This window comes from Amycolatopsis circi, assembly GCF_003385235.1.
GTDB classification, from domain to species: Bacteria; Actinomycetota; Actinomycetes; order Mycobacteriales; family Pseudonocardiaceae; genus Amycolatopsis; species Amycolatopsis circi.
The window spans coordinates 52,493-71,541 of record NZ_PQIA01000015.1 but is presented as its reverse complement, the minus strand read 5'-3'; the positions used below and the strand labels follow the sequence as shown (position 1 = coordinate 71,541).

Here is a 19,049-nt window from a genome sequence, read left to right as displayed (position 1 = left end):
TTTCCGCTCCCACCCGCCCAGCGCACCATGATCGCATCGAATCAACGCGGACCGCCGCCGACAACTCGAACGCGCGGAAGGGCGCACAAGTCACCCACTTGAGTTCGCCTTCGACACAGAAAATACCCCGCGAAAAACATTCGCGGCGTTTTCCGTTATCGCGCGACGGTCGCCTGGATCAGGTCGTAGGCCAGATCCATCCGGACGCCGTCGGGATTGGCGAGCCCCTTCTCGTCGTACCAGGAGCCGTCGGCTTCCGGATGCGGCCCGCTGACCCCGACCCGCCCCTTGCCGTACGGGGCGACGACGACCGCGGCCGCGCCGTTCGGGTAGGTCGCCAGCACCGTCGCGGCGGACCCCTCGTCCAACTGGAAAGCGGGCCCGTCCTGGAAATACATGTGCCGCTGCCGGCCGCGCCAGCTGACCTCGACGACGGTGTCTCGCTCGTCCGGAACCGTGGAACCGGGAGAACCCGCGTAACCGTGGGTGTCGCCGGGCAGCAGGCCGAACCCCGGATCGTGGCCCGCCAGGTAACCGCCGAAGCACAGCCCGAGGTAGCTGCCGCCACCCCGCACCCAGTCGCGGACCGCGTCCGCGGACTCCCGCAGGTCGCCCCAGGTCCGGTCGAGATCCTGACCGCCGCCCGGCTGGACGTACAACTGCGCCCCCGCCAGCACGGCCGCGGTGATCGGCTTCCCGGTGCCCGGCCCGACATACTCGACCCGGTAATGCTGCGGTGCCCGGCGCAGCAGATCAGCCACCGCGGGACCGCAATCCGCGCATCCCTGCGGCCCGTTGTAAACCAGCGCGAGCGGCGCTTCGGAACTCCGCGCCGGCGGTTTCACCACGACTTCCGGCTGACCGCAGCCCGCGGCCAGCAACGCCGCGGCCGAGAGAAGACCGCCCAGCAGCCGCCGTCGCCTCAGAGCTGGACGGCGGTCGGAACTCAGGTCCGCACCGGGCATAGGTTCTCTCTCCTCTTCGGTGGCCGATCCAGCTGCCGGACGACGATAGCACTAACCATTAGCTTTTCGTAACAGTCCCACTTTTGCGCCTGACGGGGATTCTGCACTCAATGAACCACCCGATTCCCGCACCAGCCGCTCAGACCCGGCTGTTCTGCTTGGCGGGACGGTGTTTCGGGTGCGAGTAGCGAGACCGACAGCTCGGCCGACAGTATTGCGCAGCGCCAGCCCGTGCCGAGTTCGCGGAACGAGCAGCGTGGCGACGAGGCCGACGCGCCGGTGCTTCGGGTCCACCTGCCGCCGGTGCTTCGCCTCGTAGGCCTGAAAAGCCCGCACATGGTCACCGGGATGCGCCGCGAGCGCTTCGGCCAGCGTGTGCGCGCCAGCCATCGCCATGCTCGACCCGTCACCGAGCAGGGCCACTGCCGATGCCGCGTCGCCGAGCAATGCCACGCGGCCGTGCGACCACTTCTCCATCCGCACATTGGCGAGCGGATCGAAAAAGGGCGCAGGGTGGTTCTGGTACGCCTCGACCAGTTCGGGGCCACGCCAGCCGATACCCGCGTACGCCGCGGCCACCATGCGCTTGTGGAGCGCGGTGTCGTGGCGGTCGTAGCCGGGCACCCGCCCGCCGCGGAAGGTGAACATCGCGAGCGGCTTCCCCCGGGACGGGTGGAGGGTGAGCATCCGGCCGGGCGCGGTCAGCATCACCGCCACCTCCGGGTCGCCGAGCGCGCCGGGCTCCAACGGCACCGTCGCGCTGTACATGCCCAGGCCGGTCGTGAACTGCTCCGCCGGCCCGAAAACCAGGCGGCGCACCGGGGAATGGATGCCGTCCGCCCCGATGAGCAGGTCGAAACGGCGCGGCGGCGAGCGACGAAAGGTGACGTCGACCCCCGACGGGTCCTGCCGAAGACTGGTGATCGTGTCGTCGAAGAGGAACTCCGCGTCGTCGCGCGCTGCCCGGTGGAGCACCGCGGACAAGTCGGACCGGGTCACCTCGACCGACTGCGGGGAAGCCGTCGGGACCCGGAGGAGCTGCCGCCCGGCCGGATCGAGCAGCGAAAGGGCGCTCGAACTGGTGGCGACCTCGCGCAACTGCGCGAGGATGCCCATGCTCTTGGCGACCGTCAGCGCCGGTTCCTTGACCACGACGGCGCTGCCGCCGGATCTCAGCTCTTTGGCCTGCTCGACGACCGTCGGCCGATACCCGTGCCGGGCCAGCCAATAGGCGAGAGCGGGGCCGGCGATACCGGCACCGTGAATCAGGACGCGCGAAGGCGTCATGGCCGCAACCTTTCCGTGGAGGGAAGCGACGAGCACCATGCACCCTCAGGTACGTCACTCGTCGTACCTTCAGTCAAGCACGGCCGTAAGGTACGATGCAAGACGTACCTGAAAGAGGTGAGGCGATGACCGCGTCCGGTCCGGCCGAAGACGAGGCCGGGAACGCCGATCTGGGCACGGTGTTCCGCGCGCTAGCCGACGAGCATCGCCGCACCGTGATCGCCGAACTGGCGGCGGACGGGAGCGACGGCGAGCGCACCTGCAACTCGTTCGATCTCCCGGTGTCCAAGCAGACGCAGACGCACCACTTCCGGGTGCTGCGCGAGGCCGGGCTCATCCACGAGATCAACTACGGGAACCGCAAGGGAATCCGGTTGCGCCGGGCGGAAATCAACCGCCGCCTTCCCGGTCTGCTCGACCTGCTGACCGCGGAGCGCCGGGACCTGTCCCAACCCGGTGAGATCCTCGCGGAGCAGAAGCTTTCAGAATGACCGCAGCCACTCGCCGATGACCGCGAAGTCCTCCTCCGCGAGACCGCGATTCGCCTCGACGCGGTGCAGCAGCGCCCGACCGGGATGCCGAGACCGCACCCACTCCCGGTCGCCGTCGGTGATCTCGTCGTCCACCCAAACGAAAGGGCGCCTGTCCGCCCATTCGACGAGTGTTCGCGTCTTCCAATGCAGACCGAACCACTGATTTCCGCGCTCCTGCGCGGACGACGGCTCCGGCCAGCGCACGACGGGCAACTGCGGCAGGCCAAGCCGCGACGCGATTTCGGAGTTGGCTTCGTCCTCCCACGTCGTGGCCCACACCAGCTCGACAGGCAGCGAGGCGAGCCGCCCCCATGCCAGGGACTTAAGGCGGCGCTGTGGGTGCGGTTCGAAGCGTGCCTGTCCTGGTCGTGGGGTGGGCGAACCCGGCGCGGGGTTTGCTGTCCGTGAGGGGAACCCTGAGGGACTCTGAGTCCCTCAGGGTTCCCCTCACGGACAGGCAGAAGGGGCTAAGTGGGCATAGGTCGGGCATTTCGGCGGGAGGGGCGTCCTTTGTGGACGGTCGGTAGGCTGAGGCCACGCCGCTTAAGTCCCTGGCATTGCCCCCCACCGCGGATCGAGCCGCTCCAGCGGAGAACCCGGCTCGCGCAGTTCGCAGCCCGGCCCGAACGGCAGCAGCGTTCCGTCCACGTCAAGGAAAAGCACCGAGCGACGGCCGAGCGAGGATTCCATTGTGCTGCCAGCCTATCCAGTTGAGCCGCCAGCGCCCCGGCCGCTACCGTCGGTGACGAACGTCCTGCCCGGAAGGAAGCCCGTGACCGTCATCGACAAGATCGCCTGGCTCCGGTTCGACGCGGGCCGGGTTCTCAGCACGCGATCCCGAGGCAAGGACGTCTACTACCTCCCCGGCGGCAAACGCGAACCCGGCGAGACCGATCTGCAGACCCTCGTCCGCGAGATCGACGAGGAACTGGCCGTAGCCATCACGCCCGAGAGCGCGCGACATTTCGGCACCTTCAAGGCCCAAGCCCACGGGCACGCCACCGGCATCGCCGTCCGGATGACCTGCTACACCGCCGACTACCGCGGCGCCTTGACTCCCAGCAGCGAGATCGAGGAAATCGTCTGGCTGACCTACGCCGACCGGAGCCGGGTGTCCCCGGTCGACCAGGTCATCTTCGATCACCTGCACGAGACCGGCCTGCTAGCCGATACTCCACAGTAGACAGTAACCCGGCCAGACCCTCTCGGCTCAGGTGCGATCCGGCGTCCCGTATCCCCCTCCCCCGCCAGACTCGCACCGCAGCACGTCTCCCCGGCGCACCCGCAGGCTGTTCACCTTCAACATCTCCCGCGCCTCCGCCGTACCCGGGTTCAAGACCACCCGCGGCGGCGCCCCCGACGACCCGCCGAACAGACCCCAAGCGGGCGTCACCGACCGCTCCCACCACAGCGACAGATCCTGGTCCGCCTCCATCACATACTCCCGGACCACGCCGTCACCCCCGCGCCACCGACCCGCGCCGCCCGAGCCCGTGCGGATGCGATATTCGTTCACCCGCACCGGATACAGCGTCTCGACGACCTCCACCGGCAGGTCCCGCAGCGAGCCGTTGACGTTGTTGATCAGCGCCGTCTCCCCGTCACCGCCGTCCCAAGCTCCCCAGCCGCCGACGGTCGCCTCCAGCGTCACGAACGGCTCCCCCGTCCGCGGATGGTCACCGGCGAACTGCACGATCATCGAATCGCCGTAACTGGCCGCGGCGACTCGGTCCGGCATCGCGGGCGCGAGCGCGGCTACGACGAGATCGATGAGCATGCCGAGACTGGAGTAGTAGTACTGGCACGCGGCGGGCTCCCGTGCGCCGAGCATCGAGCCGTCGCGGACCTGCACGTCCAGCGGCGCGAACGAACCGCCGTTGAGGCTCACCTGCGGCGAGATCAGCAGCTTGTAGCCGACCCGCGCCGCCGAAACCGCTTGGGAGCGGCCGCAATTGACCGGACCGGTGGCCTGGTCGGCACAGTCGGTGAGGTCGATCGTCATCGATTCGCCGTCGACGACCACTCGCACGCGCACCTTCAGCGGCGTGTCCGGGTCGATCGCGTCGTTGTCCAGGTATCCGGTCGCCTCGTACTCGCCGTCCGGGATCGCCGCGATCCGTTCGCGTTCGAGCCGTTCGGTCTGGGCGAAGATCTGCTCGCGGGCAGCGTCGACGGTTTCCGCGCCATAGCGGGCAAAAAGCTCGCCGAGCCGTCGCACACCCATCCGGGCACAGGCGATCTGCGCGCGCATGTCGCCGAGGGTCACGTACGGGAATCGCACGTTCGTCTCGATCAGCCGCAGGATATCGGCGCATTCGACGCCACCGGCGACGATCCGCGTCGGCCCCATCCGGAGGCCTTCTTGGTAGATGTTCGTGGAATCCATCGAACCGCCGGGATCCTTGGACCCCATGTCGATCCAATGCGCGCGCGAAGCCGCGAAACCGACCAGGTCGTCACCGACGAAAATCGGCGCGTACACCGTGCAGTCGTTGAGATGCGTGCCGCCGATGTAGGAATCGTTGAGCACCCAGACGTCGCCGGGCTGCCAGACGTCCGCGCCGAACAGGTCCTCGGTGTGGCTCGTGCAGATCTCCAGGTTCCCCAGGAAAATCGGCAGCCCGGACGACTGGCCGAGGACGCGGTGGTGCCGGTCCAGCAACGCGACGGCGCAGTCTTTGCCCTCGTAGATCGTCGGCGTGTAGGACGACCGGATCAGGGTCATGTTCATGTCCTCGGCCGCCTGGATCAGCGCCGAGCGGATGATTTCGGTGGTGACGGGGCTGATGCTCACGCGTGCTCCTCCTGCAGGTGGTCGGCGGCCGCGAGGGTGACGACCAGGAAGCCGTGGTCGTCGACGGCGAGTTCGGCGTCCGGCGGGACGACCGTGGTGGCGGTTTCCTCGTGCACGATCGCCGGTCCGGACAACCGGCTGCCAGGGGCGAGCGAGGCGCGCGCCACGATCGTGGTGGGCACGGGCTGCCCGGCGAAAACGACGTCGCGGACAACAGGCTCGGGTCGCTCGACGATCGCTTCGGCGGACGCAGAGGAGCGGTCGACGACGCCGTGGCCCGTGGTGCGGAGCGCGACAAACTGCACCGGCGCGCCGGGAGTGGCATGGCCGTAGCGCTGGTGGTGGATCTCGGCAAAACGCGCCTCGACAGCGGGCAGAAAATCGGGGCTGTCGACGGGATCGGAGTCCAGGATCGGCGCGGTCAGGGTGTAGTCCTGGCTTTCGTACCGCATGTCGACGCCGTGCGTCACCGACTGCCGGTCTTCGGGAATTCCCTGTTCCCGCAACGCTTCCAGTGCCTGATCGCGCAGCGCGTCGAGGGCCGTGCGCAGGGCGCGGGTGTCAAGTTCGGCTCCGTTCGCGAAGAACTGCATGGTGAAGTCCCGCCGGACGTCGGCTTCGAGCATGCCCCACGCCGAGAACGCGCCCGGGAACCGCGGCACGATCACCTCGGTGATGCCGATTTCCCGCGCGATGAACGCCGCGTGCATCGGTCCCGCACCGCCGAACGCGAGCAGCGCGAATTGGCCCGGCTCGCGGCCGTGCTCGACCGTCAGGGTGCGGATCGCCTGCGCCATCTTGGCGTTGCCCACGTCGCAGATGCCGGACGCCAGCTCGACCGGGTCCATGTTGAGCCGCTGCGCCAACGTCGAGACGGCCGTCTGCGCGGCATCGAGGTCGAGCGGCATGCCCCCGCCCGCGAACGACTCGGGATCGACGCGACCGAGCACACAGTTCGCGTCGGTGACCGTCGCCTGCGTGCCGCCTCGGCCGTAGCAAGCTGGGCCGGGCACCGCGCCCGCCGATTCGGGCCCGACGCGCAGCGCGTCTCCCTCGGCGTAGGCGAGCGAACCGCCGCCCGCGCCGACTGTGTGCAGGTTGACCAGCGGCATCAGCAGCGGGAAACCCTCCGCCTCGCCGTCCGGGGAAACGTCGGCCGCGTAGTCCATCACCAGCGAGACGTCGAACGAGGTCCCGCCCATGTCGATGCAGATCAGGTCGGGACGGCCGAGCAGCTTCGCCGCCGCGACGCCGCCCATCGTGCCGCCGACCGGCCCGGACAGCAGCGTCTGCAACGGATGCCGCCGCGCGAACCCGGCGTTGACCAGACCGCCGGAGGACTGCATGACGTGCACCGGAACGTGCAGGCCCTTCTCGGTGAACCGCGCTTCGATGCGGTCGAGGTAGCGGTGCACCGACGGGCCGGTGTAGGCCTCGAGCACCGCGGTCGACGTGCGCTCGTACTCCCGCCATTCGGGCGCGACCTCGTGGGAGAGCACGACCAGCGTGTCGTCGCCGAGTTCGTCCCGCAAGATCTCGCCGGCGCGGCGCTCGTGCCCGGAATCCAAGTAGGAGAACAGGAAACACACCGCGACCGCTTCGAACCCCTCTTCGCGCACGCGTTTCGCGACCAGCCGCACCGCGTCCTCGTCGAGCGGTTCGAGTTCGGCACCGGTGGCGTCGAGGCGTCCGGCGACCTCCGCGACCGCTTCCGGCCCGACGAGCGGCTCGGGCTTGCGGTAGTGCAGGTCGAACAGCCGGTTCCGGTTGCCGCGCGCGATCCGGTAGACGTCGCCGATCCCCTGCGTGGTCAGGATCAGCACCTTCGCGCCGCGCCGTTCGAGCAGTGCGTTCAGGCCTTGCGTGGTGCCGTGCACGAAGAACTCGATCTCGGCGAACGGCAGGTCGAATCCTTCGAGCGCGCCGAAAACACCGCGCGCGAGGTCGTCGGGGGTGGTGAGCACCTTGCCCGCGCGCAGCCGCTGCGTCGCGCCGTCGTGGACGACCACGTCGGTGAAGGTGCCGCCGATGTCCATGGCGACCCGGTAGGTCATGGGAACTCCTTGTCAGATAAGGGAAATCAGGTGAGCGCGCGACCCTCGGTCTCGGGCAGCGGAAGGACGGCGAGCAGCGCGACGACGAGGAAGGCGACAATCGACGCGACGGTCAGCGAGGACGCCACGCCGTGGTCCATCATCGCGCCGATCACCGGCACCGAAACGGTGTTGGCCAGCAGGATCGCCGAGGTGGACCAGGAGTAGCCGACACCGCGCAACCCGGTCGGCAATACTTCGGCCGACCACGTGTTCCAGATGCCCCAGGCACCAAGCGAGAAGAACGCGAGGATCAGGTTGCCCGCGTACAGCTGCGTCGAACCGGTGGCGAGCCCGAACAGCACGCCGCCGATCGCCGAGGCCAGCGCGAACAGCAGGAAGATCCGCTTGCGTCCGTGGCGACGGGTCAGCCACGCGGCGAGCAGGTAGCCGGGGACGGACACGACCTGGGTCACCGCGACGAACCACAGCGCGCCGGACACGCTCAGCCCGCGATTCTGCAGCAGGACCGGCAGCCACGTCTGCAAACCCCAATAGCCCCAGCTGAAAGTGAACGACGTGAGCAGCATCGGCAGGAACCGCCGCCGCACCGGCGACCGGAACAGGTTGCGGATCGCGCCCGCTTTGCGATCGGCGTCCTCGACGGAAAACGTTGTGCTGGCCGGAATTTCCGCGCCGAGGCCGCGCAGCACGGCGGCGGCTTCCGCGTGCCGGCCGCGCCGGGCGAGCCAGTACGGCGATTCGGGCACCCAGCGCAGCACAGCGAACGCCCACAGCCCGGCCAACGCGGCGACCACGGCGACGGCACGCCAGCTGATCACGCCGAGCGACTGGCTCACGCCGATGCACAGCAGCGTGCCGATGGGAAAGCCGATGCTGAGCGCGACAGCGCCTTGGCCGCGACGGGCCGTCGGCAGCAATTCGAGAAAATACGGGAACGTGACCGCGTAAACGCCGCCGAACGCGACACCGGACAAGAACCGCAGCACGACGAACGGCCAGAACGCCGGTGACAGCCCCGCGGCCAGCGCGAGCACCGCGTAGATCAGGAGGCTCGCGACCGTCACGCGGCGGCGGCCGAGCCGGTCGATCAGCCCGCCCCACAGCAGCGCGCCGGGCACCATGCCGAACGCGACCGCGGACAGCGCCCAGCCCAGTTTCGTGTTGTCCACCCCGAACCCGCCGGCGATCCCGTTCGAGACGTAGACCAGCCCGACCTGTTCCCAGGCCTCGACGACGAACGCGAAGAACAGCACCGAACCGGCCAGCCAATGCCGTCGGGTCAGCCGCATGCCGGTGCAGACGTCGCCGACGGTCGGCGCGGCGGTGGCGGGCGGGGCGGGCTCGTGCGGGGCGGCCATGGCGCCTCCTATCATCATCAAAACGTTTTGATGAGCTTTCGCGGCATCAAACCCGCGCGCCGGTGCGGTGTCAAGACCTCTTCCGCCGGCCGGTGGGCGATACTGGGCCGTCCGGAGGCAGGCGAAGGGGAACGACGGTGGACACCGAGGGCGGCAAGCGGCCGGTGACGATCCGGGAGGTCGCCGAGCGCGCCGGGGTCTCGATCAGCACGGTCTCGCACGCGCTTTCCGGACGCAGGCCCATTTCGGCGGCGACCAAGGCACGGGTGCGCGAGGCCGCCGCGGAGCTGGGCTACGACCCGAACCCGAACGCGCGCTCGCTGCGCACCGGCCGCTCCGGACTGGTCGGCCTCATCCTGCGCCCGCGCTACGCGGTGGCCGGCACGCCCGATCGAGCCGAGACGTTCAACCGGCTCGTCGGGTCGATCGCGACGGAGATGCTGCGGCACAAGACCGGGCTGATCCACGTTCCCGATCTGCACGACCCCGCGGTGGCGAGCGTGCCGATGGACGGCTGCATCGTGGCCCACCCCTACGGCGGCGACACCGCGCTGGCGGAACTGCTCGGCCGGGGCTTGCCCGTGGTGACCGTCGAGGAGGACCCGGAGCAGCCGGACCTGCCGTGGGCCGTGCGGCTGGACTACCCGCCGGTGGTCGAGGCGCTGCTGGACCACCTCTGCGACCAGGGCGCGCGCGACGTGCTGCTGCTGTCCGGCACCGAGGACAACGCCTGGAACCGGCGTCCGCGCGAAACCTATCTGGCGTGGTGCAAGCGGCGCGGGTTGTCGCCGCGGACTGCCTTGCTCAGCGAGGGCCTCACCCCAGGAGACGTGCCCGAACTGGTGCAGCCCTTGCTGTCCGGCCCGGACCGGCCGGACGCGATCGTAGTCGCCACAAGCGATTTCGCCCCGCTCATCGCCGACGCGGCTGCCGCGCAGGGCCTGCGTATACCGGAAGATTTGCTGCTTGCCGCGCTGACCGATAGCGAACACGCCCGCACGAGCACACCGCCGATCACCGCGATGGACCTGACTCACGAAGCGCTGGCCGAGCGTGCGGTCGAGTTGATGCTGTCCCGGCTGTCCGGGGCTGAGACGCCTGCGGGGCCGGTGTTTTTGACCCCGGAACTGCGGCTGCGGGAGTCGACTCAGCGGCGAGGATGACCTCCGCTGAACTGAGCCCGCTCCGGACTCGCTAGCTGTCGCGTCCGTCGGCACGTCAAGCAAGTACTTGCCTAAGAGGAAAGTGTTGCGGTACTTTCTCCTTAGGAAAGTACTTTTGCGAGAGCAAGGAGGCGGTCATGGCTGAGCATCCCTCCCCGGAAGAGGCGGAACGCGCTCTGCGGGAGGTCGACCAGCGCAGGGATCAGGCGCTGGACGGCCTGCGCGGGGCGAAGTGGGTGGACGTCGCCTTCGCACTGGTCATCTTCCTGTATCTGGCCTCGTCGGATTTCCTGCCCGGCGCCGCCGAGTGGAAGGGCCTGGTGCTGGCCGTGCTCGTCGTGGGCTACGTACTGCTGCTGCGCACCCGTCGAGGTGCGGCGTGGCTGGGCCACCGCGTGCGGGTGGACAAGTCGGCGCTCCCGCCGATGTTCGGCGTCGCGCTCGTCATCGTCCTGGTGTGCGTGGCGGCGGCTGTCGCGCTTGCGCTGCTGCACTTGCAGGTCCCCTATGGGAACACGATCCTGGGCGCGGTGCTGGCGATCGTGCTGATCGCGTTCGGGCAGCACCTGCGGCGAGGCTTGGCCGCGCTGATCCGGCGCAGTCGCGCGGGGGGCGCGCCGCATGGCCGTGCCTGACCTGGACCAGCTCCTGCTGGATCCCACCCGGCTGTCCATCGTGGCGCTGCTGTCCGGGACCGAGTGGGCCGAGTTCAGCTGGGTCCGCGACTCGGCCGGACTGTCGGACTCCGCGCTGTCCAAGCAGATCACGAACCTGGCCGGCTCGGGATATGTCGAAGTCAAGAAGGGGTACGTGGGCAAACGGCCGCGAACTTGGCTCAACCTCAGCGATTCCGGGCACCAGGCGCTGCGCGCGCACGTCGCGGCCTTGAATCAGATCGTGGAGCAGTCGCAGCGGGTGGAGCGCACGCGCCAATCCAGCGATTGACGCCCTTCTCGGACGCCAATGTCCACTGTGGATAAACAGCCGGCCGCGGGGACCTTCCGGTCTCCGCGGCCGGCCGGCCGCTAATCCACCGGCGTGACCTCGGCCATCTCCGACCAGGCCGCGCCGTCGAGGTTCTGGTAGTTGATCTGCGGCTTTTCCGCGACGACGGTCGACATGAACGGGAAGAAGTCCTGCGCGTGCTCGGTCGCGACGTGCGCGTCCCCGGCGGCGCTGTCGGCGAAGACCTCGACCAGGACGAATTCGTTTTCGTTGCCGCCGTTCTGGTAGTAATCGAACGAGACGTTGCCCGGTTCGCTGCGCACGTTCGCGGTGTAGCGCTCGATGCCTTCCAGCCATTCGGCTCGCTTGTCGGGACGGATCTGCGCTTTGAGGACGATCAAGATCATGCACCGAGTATCGCAAGCGACCGGCTACCCGGCGACCGCCGCGGCGCGAATCACCCGCGCCCCGGCCACCGACGTCACCAGCAACACCACCCCTCCCCCGAAAACGGCGCTCACCGCAAAGGGCACAACACTGAACGCGGCCGCCGGACCGCCCGTCTTGACGATCGAGAACGGCAGGACGCACAGCACCGAACCCACCACCGCCACGACAATCGCGAGCAGCGTCGCGGCGGCGGTTTCGCGCAGGAGCATGCCGCGGATCTGCCGGACGGTCGAGCCGATCAGCGAGAGCGTCGCGAACTCCGTCCGGCGGTCGCCGATCGCGGCCACCAGGTTGTTGGTCAGCGCGATCGCCATGAACAGCGAGATCAGCACGACGACCAGGTAGTTGATCGACGCCAGCACGTCGGCGGCGCTGCCCGGGACGCTGTGCTGATTTTCGATTCCCTGCATGGCCAGCGTGCCTGCGGAGACGCCGACCAGCAGCGTCAGAAAGGTGACGATCGGCCGGGCGCGTTCCGGAGCGGCGCGCAGGTTGACGCCCGCCAGATGCGCTTCGGCGTTCTTCGCCCCGCGCGACAGGCGGCCGACGATCCGGTTCGCCGCGGTGAGCAGTTCCGGGGCCAGGATGGCCAACCCGATCGAGCACAGCACCACGGCGGGACCGGTCATCCCGGTCGTCGCGATATTGTCGGCGGGCAAGGCGAGCACCGCGCTCGCCGAACCGAAACCCGCCGCCAGCAACACGATCGCCGCGATCCGCCGCGGCCGCGCCGACCTCACCCGCCGCGGGCCGGACTCTTCCTCCACCGGACTCCGCCGAGCCGGACCGCGGCTGCCGATCCACGCCGCGAGGACTCCGGCCAGCAGCACCACCGCGGCGCCGACCAGCGGCAGCCCGATCCCGGGCGCGAAGGACGTGCTCGGCGCGGTGAGCCCGGCGGAACGCACGCCGCTCAGCAGCAAAAGCCCGAGCAGGTAGCCAAGCCCCAGGCCAGGCAAGGCGGCCACGGCGGTGATCGCGAGAGTCTCCATCGAGACGAGAACGCGGATTTGCCGCGGCGCCGCCCCGATCAGCCGCAACCCGCCGATCTCGCCGGACCGCGCGGCGAGCGTCACGCCGATCGTCGACACCATCGCGAACACGACGATCGCCACCACCCAGCCGCCCAGAATGAGCGGAAACTGCGTGAGAAACCCCCGATCGGCCGGCGCCGTGGAGCCGGACAGGCCGGTGCCGAGCAGTGCGGCCATCGCGACCACCAGCGCCATCCCGACGAGCGCGACCAAACCGGTGGCCACGGCTGCGGCGCGGTGGTGGCCGAATAGTCGCAGAGCGAGTTTCAGCATGTCACTTCCCCTTCGGATTCACGGCCAGCACGCGCGATCACACCGAGCACCACACGACCGATCGCCACGGCCGTGGCACGCTGATCGCTCAACAGCCGCAAAGCGAGTCTCACCACGTCAATTCCCCTTCGGATTCACGGCCAGCACACGCGACCTCACCGAGCACCGCACGGCCGGTCGTCACGGCCGCGACACGCCGATCGCCCAACAGCCGCAAAGCAACTCTCACCACGTCAATTCCCCTTCGGGTTCACGGCCAGCGCACGCGACCTCGCCGAGCACGCGATGCCCGAGAACGTCACCGGGCACACCGCCAACGCTGTCTCGACGAACACCGCACGACCGCTCGGCACGGTGATCGCCGAACAGCCGCAAAGCAAGTCCCGCCACGTCAATCCCCCTTCGATCTTGCTGTCTCCGCCGGGCGTTCCGGCCCGCTCGGCGACGAACAACCGTGCCGCCTCATCGGGCGCCCACCGCGTCAGCCGCCCGCTCGGCGGACTCCACGAGCGCCGCCATCCGGTTCGCCACCGTCGCCGCGGTCGGCCGGGCCAGTTGGTCGACCACCAGCCCGTCCGCCAGGAACAGCACCGCGTCGGCATAGGACGCGGCCACCGGATCGTGCGTCACCATCACGATCGTCTGCCCCCGGTCCGCCAGACTCCGCAGCAAGCCCAGCACCTCCCGTGCGCTGCGGATGTCCAGCGCGCCAGTCGGTTCGTCCGCGAAAACCACCTCCGGATCCGTCACCAGCGCGCGGGCCACGGCCACCCGCTGCTGCTGTCCGCCGGAAAGCTGGCCCGGCCGGTGTCCCCCGCGCTGCGCGAGTCCGACCTGCGCCAGCAAGGCCGCTATGCGCTTCGGGTCTGGGTTGCGACCGTCCAACCGCAACGGCAGTTCGATGTTCTCCTCCGCCGTCAGCGCGGGCAGCAGGTTGAACTGCTGAAACACGAAGCCGATCCGCTGGCGCCTCAGCTCGGCGAGGCGTGGTTCGTCCAAAGTAGACAGATCGGTGCCGTCCAGTTCGACGGCGCCTTCGGTCGGGGTGCGCAGGCCGGCGGCGCAGTGCAGCAAGGTCGTCTTTCCTGAGCCCGACGGGCCCATGATCGCGGCGAAGGCGCCGCGCGGGACGTCCAGGTCTACGCCGCGCAGTGCGTCGACCGGGCCGCCTTCGCCTTCGAAGCGGCAGCGCAGCCGCCGGGTGCGGATCGCGGGTGCGGTCATCTTGCAGTCCTCCCAGAGTTATGAACGCCCGTTTAAAACGAACGTTTACATGTTACGGTAGCACGCGTGGGACACCGCGAGAACCTGATCACCGCCGCCCGGGAATGCCTCCTCAAAGCCGGTTACGCGCGCACGACCGTGCGTGACCTCGTCGCCGCCTCCGGGGCCAACCAGGCGTCGATCAACTACCACTTCGGCTCGAAGGAACAGCTGCTCACGCAGGCGCTGTCCGACCTGAACACCGAGTGGGGCGAGATGCTGTTCGCCGTCCTCTCCGACCCGGACGACGAAAAGGCCGGACCGGAGCGGCGCTGGGCGCGGATCATCGAGTCGATCCGGGAGCACCGCGAGCTGTGGTTCGTGAACTTCGAGAGCGTCAGCTACCTGCAGCACGACGAGAAGGTCCGGAAGATCAACGCCGAAGGCCAGCAGCTGGCACGCGTCGGACTCGCGCGCGCGTTCGGCGATCTGGGACCCGACGCCGATCCGAAGGACGTCCACGCGGTCGGCGCGCATTACTACTCGCTGCTGGTGGGGACCGCGCTGCAGTGGCTGACCGATCCGGACCACGCCCCCTCGGCGGCGGATGTCGTCCGCGCGGACCAGCGCACGTCACGCTGACATCACAGATCCCGGGACCCCGCGACAGCTCCGTTGACACGTCCGCCATCCGGGTGACATGATTCCGGACACCGCTTGGAAACGTTTCCAGAACCACTGAAACGTAGCTTGGAAACGTTTCCAGCAGCAGTATCCGCACCGCTGCTCGCTGTGTCCGACTGGGAGGGACGATGACGTCAACCCGAGCCACGCTGATCCAGGTGGCCGAGCGCGCCGGCGTGTCGCTGGCTTCGACCTCGCGCGCGCTGCACGGGACCGGCGCGAGCAAGGCGATGGTCGAGCGCGTGCGGGCCGCCGCGGCCGAACTCGGGTACAGCGCGGACGCGATCGGGCGGTCGTTGCGGTTGAAGAAGACGTCGCAGATCGCGTTCGCGGTGGCGGACATCGGCAACCCGGTCTACGTAGAGATCATGCGCGGCATTCACGAAGTCCTCGCGCCGCACGGTTATCGGGTCGTGGTGATGTCCACTGGGGACACTGCGGCGTCGACCGCGGAACTGATGCACAGCCTGCACGGCGGATTCGTCGACGGCATGATCGTGATTCCGCTGCGCACCGACGACGAGCTGATCGAGCAGATCGGTCAAGCCCCGGTGCCGGTCGTGGTGATCGGGCGCGCGATGAGCGATCGCGGGATCAGTTCGGTTTCCACGGATTCCGCGGCCGGGATCGGCGCGGCGGTGCAGCACGTCGTTTCCCTGGGACGCCGCCGGATCGGCTTCCTCAACGGGCCGCTCGACACCACGCCCGGCTCGTCACGGCAGCGCGGGTTCGACGAAGCGGTGTCCGCAAAGGACTTCGCCGCCAAGACGGACGTCGAGGTCGCGGCCGATTTCACTGTCGCGGCGGGGATCGAGGCCGCCCGGAAGCTGCTCGACCGTCCACAAAGGCCGGACGCGATCGTGGCGGCCAACGACCTCCTCGCCATCGGGGCCATCCGCGCCGCCCGGGAACTGGGGCTCGGCATCCCGCGCGACGTCGCGATCACCGGCATGGACGACACCGAACTCGGGCAGGTTTTCCTGCCCCGGTTGACCAGCGTGTCCCTCGGCTCCGCCGAGCGCGGGCGCGCCGCCGCCCGGCTCATGCTCGGACTCGCGGACGACGCGGACGCCCCGGCGCAGCAGATCTCGGTCGGCACCGAGCTGTTCGTCCGGGAATCCACCGTGGACCAGAACGTGGAGGACACGGAATGACCACCGCGACGCAGCCGAGGCGAGCCGCCCCCGCTCCCCCGCCGCGCCCGAAGAAGACCACGCAGGCCCGCACGCGCCGCCGCGAGGCGATCGCACTGGTGATGCCGTCGCTGATCCCGATCCTGGTGCTGTCGGTGGCCCCGCTGGTCATCGGCATCGTGCTGGCGTTCACCGACACCCGGCTGGTGCGGCATCCGGACTTCGGCTTCGCCGGGATCGACAACTTCGTCCGCCTCGGCGGGAACTCGCTGTTCTGGGACTCGCTCCGGATCGGTCTGATTTGGACGGTCGGGGTGACCGTCCTGCAGTTGGCCGCCGCGATGGGTCTTGCGCTGCTGCTCAACTCCGGCCTCAAACTCCAGGGCCTCACGAGGGTGCTCGCGCTCATTCCGTGGGCGATGCCGCCAGTGGTCGTCGCGATTATGTGGCAAATGATCTACTCGGCCAACGGCGGACCGCTCAACGCCTTCCTCGGCAGCATCGGATTGCCGGACGGAATCAACTGGCTGGGCGATTTCAATACCGCCTTGCCCGCGGTGATCGTGGTCGGCGTCTGGGTCGGCATGCCGCAGACCACCGTGACGCTTCTGGCTGGCCTGCAACAGATCCCGGCCGAACTGCACGAAGCGGCAGCCGTGGACGGCGCTGGCGCATGGCGGCGATTCACCGCGGTGACGTGGCCGAGCATGCGCCCCATCGTCAGCTCTATTACCTCTCTCAATTTTATCTGGAACTTCAATTCGTTCTCGCTCGTTTACGTTCTCACCGCGGGCGGGCCAGGCGGAAAAACCATGGTTCCGGTGCTGTTCGTCTACCTCGAAGCGTTCAAGAACCGCGAGATCGGCTACGCCGCCGCGATGGGGCTGGTCCTCGTCGTCGTGGTCGTCGCGCTGCTCGCGATCTACCTGCGGTCGCAGTTCCGCGGCGACCGCCCGGAAAGGGGGCGGTGACCGATGCGCTGGTCCGTGCGCCCCGCGCAGTACCTGGCTCTCGTGCTGTACCTGCTGTTCCTCGGTTTCCCGTTGCTGTGGCTGATTTCCGCGTCGGTGAAGTCGTCGGCGGAGCTGAACTCGCTCTCGGTCAACCTGGTCCCGAGCGAATGGCACTGGGACAACTACGGCGAAGCGCTCTCCCGCCAGGGCCTGCTGCATTCGGCGTTCAACAGCCTGCTGGTCGCGCTGGCCAGCACCGTGCTCGCGATCCTGATCTCGGTGCCCGCGGCCTACGTGCTGGCCCGGCTCAAAGGCAAGCTGCGCGTCGCGGGCGTCACCTGGATCCTGGTCAGCCAGGTGTTCCCGGTGGTGCTGGTGATCCTGCCGCTGTTCCTCGTGCTGCGGACGCTCGGCCTCGCCGACAGCCTCGTCGGGCTGACGCTCGTGCACACCACCTACATCCTCCCGTTCGCGCTGTGGATGCTGCAGGGCTACGTCGCGGCGATCCCGGTCGACCTGGAGGAGGCCGGGGCGATGGACGGCGCGACCCGGTTCACCGTGCTGCGCACCATCGTGTTCCCGCTGCTGGCCCCGGGCGTGGTCGCGACCGCGATGTTCAGCTTCGTCTCGTCGTGGAACGAGTTCTTCTTCGCGCTGGTGCTGCTGCAGTCGCCGGAGAACTACACGCTGCCGATCACGCTCACCATGTTCATCGGCGGCGAGGGCAAGGTCGCCCTCGGTCCGCTGGCCGCGGGCGCCGTGCTCGCGGCGATCCCGAGCATCGCCTTCTTCAGCCTCCTGCGGAAGAAACTCACCGGCGGCCTCATGGCCGGGGCGGTGAAGGGATGAGCCCCACCCCATCGGAAACACCCTCGAAAGGTCGGTCGATGAAGACACGACGCGCGGCCATCGCCGCCAGCCTCGCCCTCACCAGCCTGCTCGCCGCGGCGTGCGGCAGCGGCGCGGACAGCGGCAGCGGGGACGGCGGGCCGGTCACCCTCACCTTCCAGTCGCTGTCGGACCAGCCCGCCGCGATCGCCGCCACGAACAAGATCGTCGGGGCGTGGAACCAGGCGCATCCGGACACGCAGGTCAAGGTCGTCCAGGCCGGCTGGGACAGCGCCTACGACAAGCTGATCACCCAGTTCAACGCGGGCACCGCGCCGGACATCGTGCACTACGAAGCCGCCGGGATCGGGCCGTTCGCGACCGACGGCTACCTCGCCGACCTCTCCCCTTACCTGTCCGAGCAAAAGCGCGCGGACATCCCGAAGGGCGTGCTCGACTCGGTGACGGTCGACAGCAAGGTCGTCGCCTACCCGACCGAGCTTCAGTCCTATGTGGTCTTCGCGAACAAGAAGCTGCTGGAGCAGTCCGGCGCGCAGATTCCGACCGGCGAAACGATGACCTGGGACCAGTTGCGCCAGATGGCCAAGACCGCCACCAAGGACGGCAAGTACGGCCTCGGCTGGGGCTTGTCGAGCCCGACCGCGACGTTCGTGGCGATGGCTCCGGCGTTCGGCGGCAAGTACTTCGAAGGCACCGGCGACCAGGCGCAGATCAGCGTCGGCCAGGGCGAAATGGCGCTGCCGCAGCTGGTGCACGACATGAACGCGACCGACCACTCGATCCTGCCGGTGACGCTGACCCAGTCCGGCGGCAAGGCGCTGGCCCCGTTCTACGCGGGCCAGGTCGCGATGACCGTGCAGGGTTCGTACCAGGCGGCGAACATCGAGAAGGACGCCCCGAAGGACCTCGACTGGGTCGCGCTGCCCCCGATCGCCGGCCCGGCCGGACCGGCGCAGGCCGCCAACCCGCAGACGCTGTCGGTGAACAAGGACTCGAAGCACGTCGAGCAGGCCGCGAAGTTCCTGGACTACTTCACCAACACCGAGAACCTCGCCGCGCTCAACGAAGCCGACACGCTGATCCCGGCGAGCAACTCCGCTCGCGAAGCGCTGGACAAGAAGCTCAGTGCGAAGAAGGGCTGGAGCACCATCCTGGCCTCGGGCAAGTACCTGACCTCGGCGCCGTATTTGTTCGCCGGCAAGTACGCGCAGTGGAAGGACACTGTCGCGACGCCTGCCTACCAGCGCTTCCTGGCGAACCAGATCGACGCGAACACGCTGGCGCAGCAACTGAAGGACGGCTGGAAGAGCGTCGGCAAGTGACCGCCGCGCCGGGGTCCTTCGCGACCCCGGCGCGCACAACAGGCGC

Annotated in this window: 19 protein-coding genes and 1 pseudogene; 10 read left to right on the top strand and 10 right to left on the bottom strand. The window is 68.8% G+C overall.

What is annotated here, in order from left to right:
• Positions 1-155: 155 nt before the first annotated feature.
• Both D0D37_RS08570 and D0D37_RS08565 read right to left on the bottom strand, forming a co-directional pair.
• Positions 156-965: a BPL-N domain-containing protein gene (locus D0D37_RS08570; protein ID WP_116200001.1), complete on the bottom strand. Its 810-nt coding sequence runs from the start codon at positions 963-965 to the stop codon at positions 156-158.
• Positions 966-1,016: 51 nt separating this feature from the next.
• The gene (locus D0D37_RS08565) at positions 1,017-2,252 is read right to left on the bottom strand and encodes an FAD-dependent monooxygenase (protein ID WP_244223439.1); all 1,236 of its coding nucleotides are present in this window, start codon (positions 2,250-2,252) and stop codon (positions 1,017-1,019) included.
• A gap of 125 nt (positions 2,253-2,377) precedes the next feature.
• On the opposite strand from D0D37_RS08565, the gene D0D37_RS08560 reads away from it, so the two are divergent.
• A complete protein-coding gene (locus D0D37_RS08560) occupies positions 2,378-2,743 on the top strand; it encodes an ArsR/SmtB family transcription factor (protein WP_116200000.1) in 366 nt (121 codons plus the stop codon).
• Here D0D37_RS08560 and D0D37_RS08555 read toward each other — a convergent pair.
• A pseudogene (locus D0D37_RS08555) lies at positions 2,735-3,139 on the bottom strand (hypothetical protein); the annotation flags it as partial. The gene D0D37_RS08560 and the pseudogene D0D37_RS08555 overlap by 9 nt on opposite strands.
• Before the next feature lie 418 nt (positions 3,140-3,557).
• On the opposite strand from D0D37_RS08555, the gene D0D37_RS08550 reads away from it, so the two are divergent.
• Positions 3,558-3,968, top strand: a complete 411-nt coding sequence (locus tag D0D37_RS08550; RefSeq protein WP_116199998.1) for an NUDIX hydrolase — start codon at positions 3,558-3,560, stop codon at positions 3,966-3,968.
• A 27-nt stretch (positions 3,969-3,995) separates the two neighbouring features.
• Here D0D37_RS08550 and D0D37_RS08545 read toward each other — a convergent pair whose 3' ends face one another.
• Genes D0D37_RS08545 through D0D37_RS08535 form a run of 3 tightly spaced genes read right to left on the bottom strand, consistent with a single transcriptional unit; the run spans position 3,996 to position 8,994 of the window.
• The gene (locus D0D37_RS08545) at positions 3,996-5,579 is read right to left on the bottom strand and encodes a hydantoinase B/oxoprolinase family protein (protein WP_116199997.1); all 1,584 of its coding nucleotides are present in this window, start codon (positions 5,577-5,579) and stop codon (positions 3,996-3,998) included.
• Complete coding sequence (locus tag D0D37_RS08540; RefSeq protein WP_116199996.1) at positions 5,576-7,633, bottom strand: hydantoinase/oxoprolinase family protein; 2,058 nt, start codon at positions 7,631-7,633, stop codon at positions 5,576-5,578. Before D0D37_RS08540 ends, D0D37_RS08545 begins: the two co-directional genes overlap by 4 nt.
• Positions 7,634-7,659: 26 nt before the next feature.
• Positions 7,660-8,994 carry an MFS transporter gene (locus D0D37_RS08535; RefSeq protein WP_208719861.1) on the bottom strand — a complete coding sequence of 445 codons (1,335 nt, stop codon included), beginning with the start codon at positions 8,992-8,994 and terminating at the stop codon, positions 7,660-7,662.
• A gap of 137 nt (positions 8,995-9,131) precedes the next feature.
• Between D0D37_RS08535 and D0D37_RS08530 the strand changes: the two genes are divergently transcribed.
• The 3 genes from D0D37_RS08530 to D0D37_RS08520 all read left to right on the top strand — a co-directional run bounded on the left by D0D37_RS08530 (position 9,132) and on the right by D0D37_RS08520 (position 11,102).
• Complete coding sequence (locus D0D37_RS08530) at positions 9,132-10,157, top strand: LacI family DNA-binding transcriptional regulator (RefSeq protein WP_116199994.1); 1,026 nt, start codon at positions 9,132-9,134, stop codon at positions 10,155-10,157.
• Between the two features lie 137 nt (positions 10,158-10,294).
• A complete protein-coding gene (locus D0D37_RS08525) occupies positions 10,295-10,792 on the top strand; it encodes a hypothetical protein (RefSeq protein ID WP_116199993.1) in 498 nt (165 codons plus the stop codon).
• Positions 10,779-11,102, top strand: coding sequence for a winged helix-turn-helix domain-containing protein (locus D0D37_RS08520; RefSeq protein WP_116199992.1), 324 nt, complete (start codon positions 10,779-10,781; stop codon positions 11,100-11,102). The genes D0D37_RS08525 and D0D37_RS08520 overlap by 14 nt, the downstream gene beginning before the upstream one ends.
• 80 nt (positions 11,103-11,182) lie before the next feature.
• Here the strand turns inward: D0D37_RS08520 and D0D37_RS08515 are convergent, their stop codons facing one another.
• The 4 genes from D0D37_RS08515 to D0D37_RS08500 form a co-directional block, all read right to left on the bottom strand.
• Positions 11,183-11,509, bottom strand: a complete 327-nt coding sequence (locus D0D37_RS08515) for a putative quinol monooxygenase (RefSeq protein ID WP_116199991.1) — start codon at positions 11,507-11,509, stop codon at positions 11,183-11,185.
• A gap of 24 nt (positions 11,510-11,533) precedes the next feature.
• Complete coding sequence (locus tag D0D37_RS08510; protein WP_116199990.1) at positions 11,534-12,859, bottom strand: FtsX-like permease family protein; 1,326 nt, start codon at positions 12,857-12,859, stop codon at positions 11,534-11,536.
• A 233-nt stretch (positions 12,860-13,092) separates the two neighbouring features.
• Positions 13,093-13,311 carry a hypothetical protein gene (locus D0D37_RS08505; protein WP_116199989.1) on the bottom strand — a complete coding sequence of 73 codons (219 nt, stop codon included), beginning with the start codon at positions 13,309-13,311 and terminating at the stop codon, positions 13,093-13,095.
• 10 nt (positions 13,312-13,321) lie between these two features.
• Positions 13,322-14,083: an ABC transporter ATP-binding protein gene (locus D0D37_RS08500; protein WP_116199988.1), complete on the bottom strand. Its 762-nt coding sequence runs from the start codon at positions 14,081-14,083 to the stop codon at positions 13,322-13,324.
• A 66-nt stretch (positions 14,084-14,149) separates the two neighbouring features.
• Between D0D37_RS08500 and D0D37_RS08495 the strand changes: the two genes are divergently transcribed.
• From D0D37_RS08495 to D0D37_RS08475, 5 genes are all read left to right on the top strand, one after another.
• Positions 14,150-14,704 (top strand): TetR/AcrR family transcriptional regulator, encoded by a 555-nt coding sequence (locus tag D0D37_RS08495; protein WP_116199987.1) that lies wholly within the window; start codon positions 14,150-14,152, stop codon positions 14,702-14,704.
• Between the two features lie 170 nt (positions 14,705-14,874).
• Positions 14,875-15,900, top strand: a complete 1,026-nt coding sequence (locus D0D37_RS08490) for a LacI family DNA-binding transcriptional regulator (protein WP_116199986.1) — start codon at positions 14,875-14,877, stop codon at positions 15,898-15,900.
• A complete protein-coding gene (locus tag D0D37_RS08485) occupies positions 15,897-16,850 on the top strand; it encodes a carbohydrate ABC transporter permease (protein WP_116199985.1) in 954 nt (317 codons plus the stop codon). The genes D0D37_RS08490 and D0D37_RS08485 overlap by 4 nt, the downstream gene beginning before the upstream one ends.
• 3 nt (positions 16,851-16,853) lie before the next feature.
• A complete protein-coding gene (locus D0D37_RS08480; protein WP_116199984.1) occupies positions 16,854-17,681 on the top strand; it encodes a carbohydrate ABC transporter permease in 828 nt (275 codons plus the stop codon).
• Between the two features lie 38 nt (positions 17,682-17,719).
• The gene (locus tag D0D37_RS08475) at positions 17,720-19,003 is read left to right on the top strand and encodes an ABC transporter substrate-binding protein (protein ID WP_116199983.1); all 1,284 of its coding nucleotides are present in this window, start codon (positions 17,720-17,722) and stop codon (positions 19,001-19,003) included.
• Positions 19,004-19,049: the final 46 nt, after the last annotated feature.

Excerpts from the sequence above, each read along its gene's own strand:
- D0D37_RS08570 (WP_116200001.1), bottom strand. The coding sequence starts at position 965 with ATGCCCGGTGCGGACCTGAGTTCCGACCGCCGTCCAGCTCTGAGGCGA.
- D0D37_RS08565 (WP_244223439.1), bottom strand. The coding sequence starts at position 2,252 with ATGACGCCTTCGCGCGTCCTGATTCACGGTGCCGGTATCGCCGGCCCC.
- D0D37_RS08560 (WP_116200000.1), top strand. The coding sequence starts at position 2,378 with ATGACCGCGTCCGGTCCGGCCGAAGACGAGGCCGGGAACGCCGATCTG.
- D0D37_RS08540 (WP_116199996.1), bottom strand. The coding sequence starts at position 7,633 with ATGACCTACCGGGTCGCCATGGACATCGGCGGCACCTTCACCGACGTG.
- D0D37_RS08535 (WP_208719861.1), bottom strand. The coding sequence starts at position 8,994 with ATGGCCGCCCCGCACGAGCCCGCCCCGCCCGCCACCGCCGCGCCGACC.
- D0D37_RS08525 (WP_116199993.1), top strand. The coding sequence starts at position 10,295 with ATGGCTGAGCATCCCTCCCCGGAAGAGGCGGAACGCGCTCTGCGGGAG.
- D0D37_RS08520 (WP_116199992.1), top strand. The coding sequence starts at position 10,779 with ATGGCCGTGCCTGACCTGGACCAGCTCCTGCTGGATCCCACCCGGCTG.
- D0D37_RS08515 (WP_116199991.1), bottom strand. The coding sequence starts at position 11,509 with ATGATCTTGATCGTCCTCAAAGCGCAGATCCGTCCCGACAAGCGAGCC.
- D0D37_RS08510 (WP_116199990.1), bottom strand. The coding sequence starts at position 12,859 with ATGCTGAAACTCGCTCTGCGACTATTCGGCCACCACCGCGCCGCAGCC.
- D0D37_RS08500 (WP_116199988.1), bottom strand. The coding sequence starts at position 14,083 with ATGACCGCACCCGCGATCCGCACCCGGCGGCTGCGCTGCCGCTTCGAA.
- D0D37_RS08490 (WP_116199986.1), top strand. The coding sequence starts at position 14,875 with ATGACGTCAACCCGAGCCACGCTGATCCAGGTGGCCGAGCGCGCCGGC.
- D0D37_RS08485 (WP_116199985.1), top strand. The coding sequence starts at position 15,897 with ATGACCACCGCGACGCAGCCGAGGCGAGCCGCCCCCGCTCCCCCGCCG.
- D0D37_RS08480 (WP_116199984.1), top strand. The coding sequence starts at position 16,854 with ATGCGCTGGTCCGTGCGCCCCGCGCAGTACCTGGCTCTCGTGCTGTAC.
- D0D37_RS08475 (WP_116199983.1), top strand. The coding sequence starts at position 17,720 with ATGAAGACACGACGCGCGGCCATCGCCGCCAGCCTCGCCCTCACCAGC.